Origin of the sequence: Donghicola mangrovi, assembly GCF_013377535.1 — a bacterium.
Taxonomy (GTDB): domain Bacteria; phylum Pseudomonadota; class Alphaproteobacteria; order Rhodobacterales; family Rhodobacteraceae; genus Donghicola; species Donghicola mangrovi.
In genome coordinates, this window is sequence record NZ_JABCJE010000001.1 from 717,276 (window position 1) to 729,887 (window position 12,612).

A 12,612-nucleotide genomic window follows, 5' to 3' on the forward strand; every position below is an offset into this window, starting at 1 on the left:
GGCACTTAATTGCCATTTTTCGATGTGCCCTGTTGGGCAGTCCCATGTCATTCTGACAGTTGCGGCGATAACGCCGCGCCATCTCTCGATGCAATTGCAGTTCTGGGGTGCAACTCCTAATAAGCGGTGAAAGTGTTTGGCGTTGTCTGTCGATATTTAATCAAATCAACCGCTAATGATCTTTCTGGGCGATCCTATGAACACATCCCGCCTTTGCCCGTTTGGCCTGTAGCAGGAAAAATGCGAGCCAAGGTTGCAAATATCGCGATGTGCTAGTTGCGCTGATCTTAGGCCTATTTTAGCTGAGTTGATAATCTTGGCAGTTCGCTCTGCGCGGCGTGATATATCCTTCAAGTCTTTTGTGCTGTATGCGGAGGCTTCGATCTCTATGGAATGGAGTTCGTCTATGATGCCCTGTAAGTCCGAAAATCTTCTAGACATAATTGCGGCATCAATTTTATTAAATTTTTCAAGAATACTACTCATTGAGCGCCCTCCGCCTTTAAAAGTTTTGAGAGAATGCAATCGGTCAGATTGAGGCCACCTGCAGTGGTGATCGCTTGGGCTTGCTGTTCAATGAGAAAGCTCGAAAACTGGGTCTCGCCGACACCTCCGTCTGTGGTGCCTCCCTGCGAGTGAAGGCCGGCAGCCCTGAGCATTTCTGCTGTGAAGCATGCTTCAAGCTTTTGGGCGGTAGATCGCAGTTCCTCTATTCGAGGGACTGATAGGTTACTCGGGTGCGAAATTTTCACGGATACATCCTCACTTTTAAAAGAGAATGTTCTGTTCTGGTAAAGAAGTCGTAACTTCAGAGAGGTATCCGATAGGCCTTGTCAGGAGTCCTAGATGATCCCCCCAGTTCTACAGTCCGCTTTGTTTCGTCAGACTTGCGACCTTTCTGGAAGTTTGCGCATTGATGAGGAATGCAGTTTTTTCCAGGATCTAATGCTCGAACTCGATGATTCTGCTCAAGATAGTCAGAACGTAGAGTTGTCTGATGATGTCGATCTTGTCGGCGAGGACATTTTTCCTTCAGGAATGAATGGATCAAGGTGGTGTCCGGAGGGTGCACTAGCATTGCGACAAGAGCAAATCAAAATCTCTCACCTTGTGTCGGATCAGGATGAAGAAGGTGAAGTTGCTGTGGGACTTGAAACGAGAAATTTTAATTTTAATAAAAAATATGAAAGCTTTGAAAATTTCGTTCCTGAAGATATCGACGATTTTAAGTATATTGACCCTTCTTGTAAGAGTGGGGAGTTTCTACGCCCAGTTCAAAATAAGATTGCTACAATTCAATATGAAGAAAAATGGGAAAATGAATATATCCCCATCCATTTATATACAAGGTCAGATTCTGATCGAGAGACCGAAGATAACGAGCAGAACCTAAATCCACTCATCTACTCCAGTGACTTTTCGCAAGGAGAGCGTAAACTTTTTGTCTCTAAGGATGGCTCTTTATCTAGCATACATCGCGATGAAATTTTTTCTACTGAAGAACTGTTGCGTCCTGAAAATGACATGTCGGAAGCGGGAACCATAGGGCGCTATCCCGATGTGGGTGTTGAAAAAAACCATGATCGGGATTGGGAAATTTCTCCTCGACCAATTTCTGAGTTCTATGAGAAAGATATTCAGGTACCAAGAGATGCCGCTTCAATCCTTCTTTCTGCGCATTCTGTGGGAAGTGGCCTGAATGACGTCACAAAAGGATATAATTCTCATTCGAGTATGGAAAATCCCGTATCGCTAACAGGTGCAATGCCTGCCCGGAGTGTACATCTGCACTTTGATCAAGTTCAAGAAATAGTAAAGGTTGGTGTGTCTTCTAAAGTTGAGAGTGCCATTGAGGTTGAACTCCAACCACATGATCTCGGACGTATGAAATTGGTTTTTCAGCGGGATACCGAAGGCATGGCGGTCACAATTGAAGCCGATAATTCTGAGACTATTGATCAGATCAAAAGGCTACTTGATCAATTTAACAACGAAGCAAAACTGACAATGGAATCACCTATACGGTTTCGCTTTGAAACTGGCGCATTCTCGTCTGCTGGAAGGGATACGCACTCTAATCCGCGGCCGTCCTACACAAATAAGGCGAGGCTCTCCGAGGGAAGTTTAATGGAAAGTGAAGATCACGCTGCACCTATGCAACACTCGAAAATCTTAGGTCAGATCGATATTAGGGCATAATTTATGGCGGTCAGTAGCGTTTCAAGCAGTATGGCGTCGCAGGCTGCGAGCAGTTCGTCGACCAAGGCTGCGAGTGTACTTTCCTCGGATTTCGAGACGTTTTTGAAAATGATGACGGTTCAGATGCAGAATCAGGACCCATTGAATCCGGTTGAATCGACTGATTTCGCGGTACAACTCGCGACCTTCTCACAGGTTGAACAGCAGGTTTTGACGAACCAGTATTTGGAAAGCCTTAGCTCTACTTCAGGTTCCTCTGGATTGGCTGCTCAGGCTCAGTTGCTCGGTCGATCGGTACTGAGCAGCGCAGCGACCGATTACAGCGGCGGTACCATCGAAATTAGTCCCGAATATCCCGGAGCAGCAGATCAGCATATTCTAGTTATTCGTGACGCAAATGGCACCGAAGTTGGCAGACGCGAACTAAGTGGCGCACCGGAAACGATTCTCTGGTCTGGTGCCACAGACGCGGGAGAAACTCTGGATCAGGGCAGCTATAGCTTTTCTATCGAAAGCTATTCAGATGGCGCTCTTAGCGCGACGAGCAGCGCACGCACTTGGACCGAAGTTACCCAAGTGCGGATTGGTGACGCTGGCGCCGAACTGACCTTGGCCAGCGGTGCCACCGTTTATGAGACAGAAGTGGATGCCATTCGCTAGTGAACGTTGGACAAGGCCCAAGCTGCCGCCATGAGGCAGGCACCCAATGCACCGCCGATAGCTAGGTCCCTAGAGCGGTTCCGTGGCGCAACCTGCGGTTTGGGATTGGACTGCGCGACGAGCGCAGCCTCTACCAACGCTGGCAAGCGCGGGCCGAATCGACCAAGAACTTTGGCGGTTTTCGCCAGATCACGCGCCACTGCTCGGGGACCGAGGTTGGTCTTGATATAGTCCTCGACCACAGGGCGGGCGACTTCCCAAATGTTGATATGGGGATCAAGGGAACGAGCAACGCCTTCGACCACAACCATCGTGCGTTGAAGCAGAATCAGTTCCGTGCGGGTTTCCATGCCGAAGCGCTCGGTAACCTCGAACAGGTAGGCTAGCAGCTTGGCCATCGAGATTCGGGTCGCGTCCATGCCGAAAATCGGTTCGCCAACAGCACGAAGGGCACGGGCGAACTCTTCGACCTCGCGATCTGCGGGGACGTATCCGGCTTCGAAATGAACCTCGGCGACCCGGCGGTAATCCTTGCGGATAAAACCGTACAGAATCTCGGCGTAGACGCGGCGGGTGTACTCATCAATGTGCCCCATGATTCCGAAATCATAGGCGATGATGTCCCCGTTCGGCGCGACCTTGAGGTTGCCGTGGTGCATGTCTGCGTGGAAATAGCCATCGCGCAGGGCATGATTCAGGAACAACTGAAGGACTCGCGCGCCCAAAACCTGTCGGTCGTGGCCAGCTGCATCGATGGCTGCGGTATCCCCGAGCGATACGCCCTCGGCCCAACCCATGGTCATCACGCGGCGGCCCGAATATGCCCATTTGACCTGCGGCAGTGTGAAACCTGCGTCGTTTTTCGTGTTGTCCGCAAATTCGGAAGCCGCGCTCGATTCGAGGCGCAGGTCCAATTCGCCCATCACGACTCCTTCGAAGTGGGCAACCACGTCGGTGGGGCGCAAACGGCGCGAAGACGGGGAGAGGAATTCGATGACTTTGGCAGCGAAATAAAAGGCGTCGATGTCGCGGCGGAAGGCGCGTTCGACATTCGGGCGCAGGACTTTGACAGCGACCTCTTCGCCGGTATCAGCCAGACGCGCCTTGTGAACCTGCGCGATCGAGGCCGCTGCGAGGGGCTCGCTGAACTCCGAATAAATCTCTTCGACGGGCTGACCCAGTTCCTCGAACACCATCTTTTTGGCGATTTCGGTGGGGAAGGGCGGTAGTTTGTCCTGCAAAACGCGCAGCTGTACAGCCACTTCGGCGCCGACCACGTCAGGACGAGTCGACAGAATCTGGCCGAATTTGATGTAGGCCGGCCCCAAAGCATTCAGCGCACGGGGTGCGGGGGGCATGGAGGGATCGCCCTCTTCCCCCAGCCAACGGAAGGGCCACGCCAGCGCACGCAGCACAACGCGCAGCGCATTGGGCGCATCCATTTCATCAAGGATGAACCCCATGGCGCCGGTACGTTCCAGCGTCGCACCGGTGCGGATCAGGCGGATGATGTTATGAGGGCCGCGCATGAATCAGATCTTCCAGCCCGAATGCAGGGCCGCGATGCCCAAGGACAGGTTTCGGTACTTGGCATTCGCAAAGCCAGCGGTCTTCACCATACCAAGGAATGTGTCTTGGTCGGGGAATTTGCGGATCGACTCTACCAGATATTGATAGCTGTCAAAATCGTTGGCGATCACCTGGCCCATCCGGGGAATCACGTTGAAGGAGTAACGGTCATAGACCCACTGCATCATGTCGTTCGGGATCTGGCTGAACTCCAGCACCATTAGGCGGCCGCCGGGTTTCAGCACGCGGTAGGCTTCGTTCAGGGCGACCTGCGGGCGAGTCACGTTTCGGATGCCGAAGCTGATCGTGTAGACGTCAAAGGTGTTATCCTCGAACGGCAGCTTCATCGCGTCACCGACGACCCAGTTCAACGAATCCGACATCGCTTCGGCGTCAGCGCGCTTGCGGCCTTCGACCAGCATGGGTTCGGTCAGGTCCAGAACGGTGGCATGGGCGTTGCCAGCGCGCTTCAGATAGCGGAACGAGATGTCGCCAGTGCCGCCAGCCACGTCCAGCAGGCGCGTGTTCGGGCGCGGCGCCAGCCAATCCATCATCGCATCCTTCCAGACGCGGTGGATGCCCATGCTCATGACGTCGTTCATGATGTCATATTTGGACGCGACCGAATTAAAGACGCCCTGCACACGTCCTGCCTTTTCGCTTTCGCGTACGGTTTGGAAGCCGAAATGGGTGGTGCCTTGGGTGTCTTCAGTACTCATGGGTCTTGATCGTCCTTGTTACTGCCCCTTCTTATAGGGCGCTGCGGGGGCGATACAATGCGGCCCCTGCCAAGAAGGAGCGACTCAATGCCCGAATTACCCGAAGTCGAGACAGTCCGTCGCGGGCTGGAGCCTGTGATGACCGGTGCCGTGATTGCCCGTGCACAGGTGAACCGGCCCGATTTGCGCTGGCCTTTGCCTGAAAACATGGCGGATCGGTTAACGGGACAGCGCGTTTTGGGGCTGCGGCGGCGGTCGAAATACATCCTCTGTGATCTGGATGGCGGGGAGACCTTGCTGATTCATTTGGGCATGTCGGGGCGGATGCTGATATCGGGCGCGCAGGTGGGGGCCTTTGCCCACCCGCATCCGGCGCCGGAAAAGCATGATCACGTGGTCTTGGACATGGAGGGCGGGGCACGCATCACCTTTAACGATGCGCGGCGGTTCGGGGCGATGGATCTGGCAGCCACCGCAGGCGTGGATGCCCATAAATGGCTGGCCGGTTTGGGGCCTGAACCCCTTGGCAATGCGTTCTCCGAGGATCATTTGGTAGAGCGATTCAGGGGGCGCAAGATGCCTGTCAAATCGGCCCTTTTGGACCAGAAAATCGTTGCTGGACTGGGGAATATCTATGTCTGCGAAACCCTGTTCAGGGCAGGTATCCACCCCGCGCGTCAGGCCGGCGCCATTTCGGAACGTCGCGTCAGATCCATGGTCCCGATCATCCGCCAAGTGCTCGAAGAGGCGATCGCCGCAGGGGGCTCTTCTCTGAAGGATTTTAGGCAAGCGGACGGCGAACTGGGGTATTTTCAACACAATTTCGATGTCTATGGTCGAGAGGGGATGACCTGTAAAACAACGGGATGCGAAGCTGAAATCAGACGAATCGTGCAGTCGGGGCGGTCCAGCTTCTACTGTCCGACGTGTCAAAGATAACTTGATCGGACGGCTCACACTGGTAAGGAATCGTCCTGATCGAAGTAACACGGGACGAGGTTAATGGCCTTTGAAACGATCATCGTCGATATCGACGATCATGTGGCACTGATCACCCTGAACCGGCCCGAGGCGCTGAATGCGCTGAACAGCCAGCTTCTGGGGGAACTCGCCAAGGCTCTGTCCGAGGCGGATCAGAACGACAAGGTGCGCTGCATCGTCATTACCGGATCGGAAAAGGCTTTTGCCGCCGGTGCGGACATCAAGGAAATGTCCGAGATGTCTTTTGTGGACATGTATATGTCCGATTTCTTTGGAACCGAGGGCGACAAGATCACCAAGACGCGCAAGCCGGTGATCGCTGCGGTTTCCGGCTATGCCCTTGGTGGCGGCTGCGAGTTGGCAATGATGTGCGATTTCATTATCGCCGCAGATAACGCCAAGTTCGGTCAGCCCGAGATCAATCTGGGTGTGATCGCCGGAATCGGTGGCACCCAGCGCCTGACACGGGCCGTGGGCAAGGCCAAGTCGATGGATATGCATCTGACCGGCCGCTTCATGGAAGCCGAAGAGGCGGAGCGCTCGGGGCTGGTCAGCCGCGTCGTTCCCGCCAAGAAGCTGAAAGAAGAGGCCCTGAGCGCCGCCAGCAAGATCGCCGAGAAATCGATGGTCAGCGTTATGGCGGCCAAAGAGGCGGTCAATCGCAGCTTTGAAACCACTCTGACCGAGGGAATCCAGTTCGAACGCCGCCTGTTCAATGGCCTGTTCGCGACCGAAGACCAGAAGGAAGGCATGGCTGCATTCCTGGAAAAACGCGAGCCGCAGTTCCGCGACCGCTAAGAAAACATGGCTTCGGGGCATTTTTCCACAGATGCCCCGTTGACTCAGAGCCGAGTCGCCCATAATAGAGCGCTCTCATAAGAATTCATCCTAAGCACAGGACCGAGACACATGGCAAATTCGCCTCAATCCAAAAAGCGCGCCCGCCAGAGCGAACGGCGCTATGCCGTTAACAAGGCCCGCCGCTCGCGGATCCGGACCTACCTGCGCAAGGTCGAAGAGGCCATCGCATCGGGCGATCAGCAGGCAGCAATCGCTGCTCTGCGCGACGCTCAGCCCGAACTGATGCGCGGTGTGACCAAGGGCCTGGTGCACAAAAACACCGCAGCGCGTAAAATGTCGCGTCTGTCGGCCCGGGTCAAAGCGATCGCATAAGCAATTCGGTCAGAAAGTCTGACTGACAAAAAGGCACCACGCAAGTGGTGCCTTTTTTCTTTGTTTTTCAAGGGTTTCGCCGATTCTAGGGATTCTTTTTGTGAATCTGAGCGTCAAGAGCGAAGATCAGTTGCCGCCCTGTAAGCCCAGTTGGTAAGTTGTTCCAGCGAGTCACATCGCACCTGGGGGTCACAGGCAGGCGTCTTTTACCAAAGATGCGAACGTTGAAACCGCTCCGTCAAAAGGAGTGGAATCGACAACGTTTGCCGTGTCCCCTTGGCCAAGACTAACTGAGTTGGTGTTTTATACCCGGGAAACGTGTGTGTTCCGGAATCCTTAAGTGTTGCCAGGTGGCATCCCCTTAAGAACGCTGGCTTTTATTTAAAGTTTGCCTGTAGGCGCAGGCAAGCGGTGTGCGTGTCAAAAGAGATCGTCGAGTTAGACGGCAGAACCTGGAGCGGGAAGAATGACGCAAGAACAGTGGGGCCAGATCCGTCAGGATCTTCGGCAAGTTTTGGGACAGAACAACTTTACTGCCTGGATTGAGCCCCTTCAGTTCCACAGCCTGCAAGATGGCATTGCGACCTTTAATGTGCCCACAAACTTTATGGGCAATTACCTAACACAAAATTACTCTGATACGATTTTGTCGTCGATGAACTCGGCCGGCGTTGCTGTGCGCCGTATCCAGTTCGTTGTCGCGTCGCGTCAGCAGGCCAAAGTGCAATCCGCTCCTGCGGCCCGTGCCAGTGCCGCAAATACCCCCGAGTCGCCCGCGGCCGAGCGCAGCACCGACATGGATCTGCCGGGCGCCCCGCTGGATTCGCGCTATACCTTCGACCGTTTCGTCGTCGGCAAGCCGAACGAGCTGGCTCATGCTGCCGCGCGCCGCGTTGCCGAAGGTGGCCCTGTCAGCTTTAACCCGCTGTTCCTCTATGGCGGCGTGGGCTTGGGTAAAACGCACCTGATGCACGCGATTGCGTGGGATCTGCACCTGAAATCCCCGCATCTGAACGTAGTTTATCTGTCCGCAGAGCAGTTCATGTACCGCTTTGTTCAGGCGCTGCGTGATCGCAAGATGATGGACTTCAAAGAATTGTTCCGCAGCGTTGACGTGCTGATGGTCGATGACGTCCAGTTCATCGCCGGCAAGGATTCGACTCAGGAAGAATTCTTTCACACCTTCAACGCGCTGGTGGACCAGAACAAACAGATCATCATTTCGGCCGACCGCGCGCCGGGTGAGATCAAGGATCTAGAAGATCGAATCAAAAGCCGTCTGCAGTGCGGTCTGGTCGTGGACCTGCACCCGACCGACTATGAACTGCGTCTGGGGATTCTGCAGTCCAAGGTGGATGCCTACAAACTCCAATACCCGGAGCTGCAGATCGCGCCCGGCGTTCTGGAATTCCTGGCGCACCGCATTTCGACCAACGTGCGTGTGCTCGAGGGCGCTCTGACCCGCCTGTTCGCCTTTGCGTCGCTGGTGGGCCGCGAGATCACTCTGGAGCTCACTCAGGACTGTTTGGCGGACGTTCTGCGCGCCAGCGATCGCAAGATCACGGTCGAGGAAATCCAGCGCAAGGTTGCCGAGCATTTCAACATCCGCCTCAGCGATATGATCGGCCCCAAGCGTGTGCGCAGCTTTGCGCGTCCCCGTCAGGTGGCGATGTATCTGTGCAAGCAGCTGACAACCCGTTCGCTGCCCGAGATCGGCCGCCGCTTTGGTGGACGTGACCACACCACCGTTATGCACGGTGTCCGCAAGATCGAGGAACTGAAGGTCAAAGACCATCAGATGGCCGAAGATCTGGAGCTTTTGCGCCGCTCTTTAGAGGCGTAATCGCCGCAAACCCTTGACGGGCCGCTCATTCCCTTGGAGAAATCTCATAAAAGGGTTGAGCGGCTTGCCATTTAGGGTACCTTACCGCTCCCGACAACGACAGGAGCGAGGGAATGAAATTCAGCATCGAACGCGGTGTCCTGGTCAAAGCAGTGGCTCAGGCGCAATCGGTTGTCGAACGCCGCAACACGATCCCGATCCTCGCGAACGTCTTGATCGAGGCGTCGGGCGAAACGGTTTCGTTCCGTGCCACCGATCTGGATATCGAGGTCGTGGACAAGGCGCTGGCGCAGGTCGAACAGGCCGGATCGACCACCGTATCCGCCGTCACTCTGCACGAGATCGTCCGCAAATTGCCCGATGGCGCGCTGGTCACCTTGACCGATGACGCGGGCAAGGGCCGTCTGACCGTTGAGGCAGGTCGTTCCATGTTCTCGCTGGCGACTTTGCCCAAAGAGGACTTCCCCGTGATGGCGTCCTCGGAATACCAGACGACATTCAAGGCGCCCGCGCCGGTGCTGCGACGCCTGTTTGATAAGTCCAAATTCGCGATTTCGACCGAAGAGACCCGTTATTATCTGAACGGCGTCTACATGCATGTTGCGGATGGCGAAGAGGGCCGCGTGCTGCGCTGCGTGGCGACTGATGGTCACCGTCTAGCCCGTATTGATGCGCCGCTGCCCGCAGAGGCCGAATCCATGCCCGGCGTGATCGTGCCGCGCAAAACTGTGGGCGAATTGCGCAAACTTCTGGATGACGATGAGGCCGAGATCACCGTTTCGGTATCCGAGACCAAGGTGCGCTTTGCGACTCCGACCATCACGCTGACCTCCAAGGTCATCGACGGCACCTTCCCCGACTACAGCCGCGTGATTCCCATGGGCAACACCCGCCGCATGGAAGTGGACGCGGGTGACTTTGCCAAGGCAGTGGACCGTGTGGCCACCGTCAGCAGCGAGCGTTCGCGTGCGGTGAAGCTGGCGCTTGAGGAAGACAAGCTGGTTCTGTCCGTCAACGCCCCCGATAGCGGCGCGGCCGAAGAAGAACTGGTTGTGGCCTACGCGGATGAACGGCTCGAAATCGGGTTTAACGCCAAATACCTGCTGGAAATTGCCAGCCAGGTGGACCGCGAAAACGCCGTGTTCATGTTCAACTCGTCCGGCGATCCGACCCTGATGCGCGAGGGGAATGATACCTCGGCGATCTATGTCGTGATGCCGATGCGCGTCTGACCCAGTTGAGCGAGGCCCTTCGGGGCCTCGCGCTGTATTTTCCGGGCCGCTGGCCCGGCGGTGCCTCCGGCGGGGGTATTTAGGGCCAGGATGAAAGGTCTTTTTCTAAGTCATTTGCGGATGTCTCACTTTCGCTCGCATCGGCGGGCGGAGCTGTTTTGTGATGGGCGGCCGGTGGCTTTGTACGGGTCCAATGGGGCTGGAAAGACCAATATTCTTGAGGCGGTTTCCCTGTTTTCCCCCGGGCGCGGGATGCGTAGGGCCAGTGCCGAGGAGATGGCGCGGCGGCCCGAGTCGCTGGGGTGGAAGCTGGTGGGTGCGATCGAGCATGGCGCAGACCGGCATGAGGCCGAGATTTGGTCGGAAAATGGTGCCGCCCGTCAGCTGAAGTTGAATGACAAGGCGGCGACTCAGTTGGCTTTGGGGCAGATCGCGCGGGTGCTGTGGTTGGTGCCTTCGATGGATCGGCTGTGGATTGAGGGGGCCGAGGGGCGCAGGCGGTTTCTGGACCGGATGGTTATGAGCTTTTTCCCCGCTCATGCGGAGGCATCGCTGATCTATGAAAAGGCGATGCGGGAACGGAATCGCTTGCTGAAGGATCAGAAGCGCGACGCCTATTGGTATGGCGCGCTGGAGGCCCAGATGGCGCAGGCGGGCGCGCAGATCATGGAGCACCGGCGGTTGGCGCTGGCCTTGGTTTCTGCGGCGCAGAGGGAGGCCGAGACGGCCTTTCCCGTGGCCGATCTGGAGTTGGTCGAATCCGAGCCGATCGAGGCCGAAGGGTTGGCGCAGGCCTTTGCGGACAGTCGTGGGCGGGATTTGATGGCGGGGCGGACGCTGATAGGGCCCCACCGGACCGATCTGGAGGGCGTTTATGCGGCCAAAAGCGTGCCTGCCAAGGACTGCTCGACTGGAGAGCAGAAAGCGCTTTTGATTTCTTTGATACTGGCGAATGCGCGGGCGTTGGCGCAGGATTTCGGCGCGCCGCCGATTTTGCTGCTGGACGAGGTTTCCGCCCATCTGGACGCAAACCGGCGGGCCGCTCTGTATGACGAGGTGTGTGCCCTTGGCGCGCAGGCGTGGATGACCGGCACGGGGCCGGAATTGTTCGAGGAATTCAAAGAGCGGGCCCAGTATTTCGAGGTCAGCGAAGAGGTCGGCATCAGCCGTGTCGAGGAAAGGTTTTTGGGATGAAGGCGAACAGAGTGACCTTGGTGACCTTGGGGGTCGCTGATCTGGCGCGCGCTCGGGGCTATTACGAGGCGCTGGGGTGGGAGGTCGAGACCGCGCAGGAGGGCGTGTGTTTCTTTGACCTTGGGGGCACGAAGCTGGGTCTTTATGACAAGGCTGCACTGGCCGAGGATCTGGGGCGTTCGCCCGCAGACTTGGGCACTGGCGCCATGACCTTGGCCCAGAATTTCGCGACTGAGGCGGATGTGGATGCCGCTTATGACGCGGCGCTTGCCGCGGGCGCGACCCCGTGCAAGGCGCCGGAAAAGGTATTCTGGGGCGGGTATTCGGGCACTTTGGCCGACCCCGACGGGCACATCTGGGAATACGCGATGAACCCGTTCTGGAAACTTGATGAAGAAGGCAAGCTTGTATGAGTCTCTCGCCCTTTGACCTGCTGCTGTATGCAGGGGCGCTGTTTATTCTGTTTCTGACGCCGGGGCCGGTGTGGGTGGCCATGGTGGCGCGGGCGCTGTCTGGCGGCTTCAATGCCGCATGGCCGTTGGCATTGGGCGTGGTGATCGGGGACGTGCTGTGGCCGCTTCTGGCGATCCTTGGGGTGGCGTGGGTGGTGCAGACCTATGACGGAGTGCTGATTGCGCTGCGCTATATCGCGTCTGTCGTGTTCATCCTGATGGGCGTTGGTCTGATCCGCAAAGCTGACACCTTGCTTAGCGCGGACAGCCGCCTGACCCGGCCAGGTGCGTGGGCCGGTTTTGTGGCCGGTTTGGCCGCCATTCTGGGCAACCCTAAGGCAATTCTGTTTTACATGGGGATGCTGCCGGGCTTCTTTGACCTGAGCGGCGTGACCCCTATCGATATTGTAGCTGTATGTGCCATTTCCGCCTTGGTTCCGCTGATCGGAAACCTGATTTTGGCGGCGTTTGTCGGACGCGCGCGGCGCCTGCTGCAAAGCCCCGAAGCCTTGAAAAAGACCAACCAGATCGCGGGTGGACTGCTGATTCTGGTGGGCTGCGTGATTCCGCTGCTCTAGCGCAATATGTTG

At 56.5% G+C, this 12,612-nt stretch carries 13 protein-coding genes; 10 read left to right on the forward strand and 3 right to left on the reverse strand.

The genetic code is table 11. The features are described 5' to 3' along the window. Positions 1 to 165: 165 nt before the first annotated feature. Complete coding sequence (locus HJ536_RS03705; RefSeq protein ID WP_177156698.1) at positions 166 to 486, reverse strand: hypothetical protein; 321 nt, start codon at positions 484 to 486, stop codon at positions 166 to 168. Between the two features lie 360 nt (positions 487 to 846). Between HJ536_RS03705 and HJ536_RS03710 the strand changes: the two genes are divergently transcribed. Together HJ536_RS03710 and HJ536_RS03715 are read left to right on the forward strand one after the other, a co-directional pair. Beyond that, positions 847 to 2,199, forward strand: a complete 1,353-nt coding sequence (locus HJ536_RS03710) for a hypothetical protein (RefSeq protein WP_177156699.1) — start codon at positions 847 to 849, stop codon at positions 2,197 to 2,199. A gap of 3 nt (positions 2,200 to 2,202) precedes the next feature. Then, positions 2,203 to 2,859 carry a flagellar hook capping FlgD N-terminal domain-containing protein gene (locus HJ536_RS03715; RefSeq protein ID WP_177156700.1) on the forward strand — a complete coding sequence of 219 codons (657 nt, stop codon included), beginning with the start codon at positions 2,203 to 2,205 and terminating at the stop codon, positions 2,857 to 2,859. On the opposite strand, the gene ubiB is transcribed toward HJ536_RS03715, so the two are convergent. Then, the gene (ubiB, locus tag HJ536_RS03720) at positions 2,856 to 4,388 is read right to left on the reverse strand and encodes a 2-polyprenylphenol 6-hydroxylase (RefSeq protein ID WP_177156701.1); all 1,533 of its coding nucleotides are present in this window, start codon (positions 4,386 to 4,388) and stop codon (positions 2,856 to 2,858) included. The two genes, HJ536_RS03715 and ubiB, sit on opposite strands and share 4 nt — an antisense overlap. Before the next feature lie 3 nt (positions 4,389 to 4,391). Beyond that, the gene (gene ubiE, locus HJ536_RS03725) at positions 4,392 to 5,147 is read right to left on the reverse strand and encodes a bifunctional demethylmenaquinone methyltransferase/2-methoxy-6-polyprenyl-1,4-benzoquinol methylase UbiE (protein WP_176852367.1); all 756 of its coding nucleotides are present in this window, start codon (positions 5,145 to 5,147) and stop codon (positions 4,392 to 4,394) included. A gap of 87 nt (positions 5,148 to 5,234) precedes the next feature. Between ubiE and mutM the strand changes: the two genes are divergently transcribed. The 8 genes from mutM (at position 5,235) to HJ536_RS03765 (ending at position 12,600) form a co-directional block, all read left to right on the forward strand. Next, the gene (mutM, locus tag HJ536_RS03730; RefSeq protein ID WP_177156702.1) at positions 5,235 to 6,086 is read left to right on the forward strand and encodes a bifunctional DNA-formamidopyrimidine glycosylase/DNA-(apurinic or apyrimidinic site) lyase; all 852 of its coding nucleotides are present in this window, start codon (positions 5,235 to 5,237) and stop codon (positions 6,084 to 6,086) included. Between the two features lie 63 nt (positions 6,087 to 6,149). Further along, entirely contained in the window at positions 6,150 to 6,926 is a 777-nt protein-coding gene (locus HJ536_RS03735; RefSeq protein WP_177156703.1) for an enoyl-CoA hydratase, read from the forward strand. Between the two features lie 111 nt (positions 6,927 to 7,037). After that, the gene (gene rpsT, locus HJ536_RS03740) at positions 7,038 to 7,301 is read left to right on the forward strand and encodes a 30S ribosomal protein S20 (RefSeq protein ID WP_176852364.1); all 264 of its coding nucleotides are present in this window, start codon (positions 7,038 to 7,040) and stop codon (positions 7,299 to 7,301) included. Positions 7,302 to 7,767: 466 nt separating this feature from the next. After that, entirely contained in the window at positions 7,768 to 9,144 is a 1,377-nt protein-coding gene (gene dnaA, locus HJ536_RS03745) for a chromosomal replication initiator protein DnaA (RefSeq protein ID WP_176852363.1), read from the forward strand. Positions 9,145 to 9,257: 113 nt separating this feature from the next. Next, on the forward strand, positions 9,258 to 10,376 hold the full coding sequence (gene dnaN / locus HJ536_RS03750; protein ID WP_176852362.1) for a DNA polymerase III subunit beta: 1,119 nt from the start codon (positions 9,258 to 9,260) through the stop codon (positions 10,374 to 10,376). A 90-nt stretch (positions 10,377 to 10,466) separates the two neighbouring features. Beyond that, positions 10,467 to 11,570, forward strand: coding sequence for a DNA replication/repair protein RecF (gene recF, locus HJ536_RS03755; protein WP_177156704.1), 1,104 nt, complete (start codon positions 10,467 to 10,469; stop codon positions 11,568 to 11,570). Next, complete coding sequence (locus HJ536_RS03760) at positions 11,567 to 11,983, forward strand: VOC family protein (protein WP_177156705.1); 417 nt, start codon at positions 11,567 to 11,569, stop codon at positions 11,981 to 11,983. The genes recF and HJ536_RS03760 overlap by 4 nt, the downstream gene beginning before the upstream one ends. After that, the gene (locus tag HJ536_RS03765; RefSeq protein WP_176852359.1) at positions 11,980 to 12,600 is read left to right on the forward strand and encodes a LysE family translocator; all 621 of its coding nucleotides are present in this window, start codon (positions 11,980 to 11,982) and stop codon (positions 12,598 to 12,600) included. Before HJ536_RS03760 ends, HJ536_RS03765 begins: the two co-directional genes overlap by 4 nt. The last annotated feature ends 12 nt before the right edge of the window (positions 12,601 to 12,612 follow it).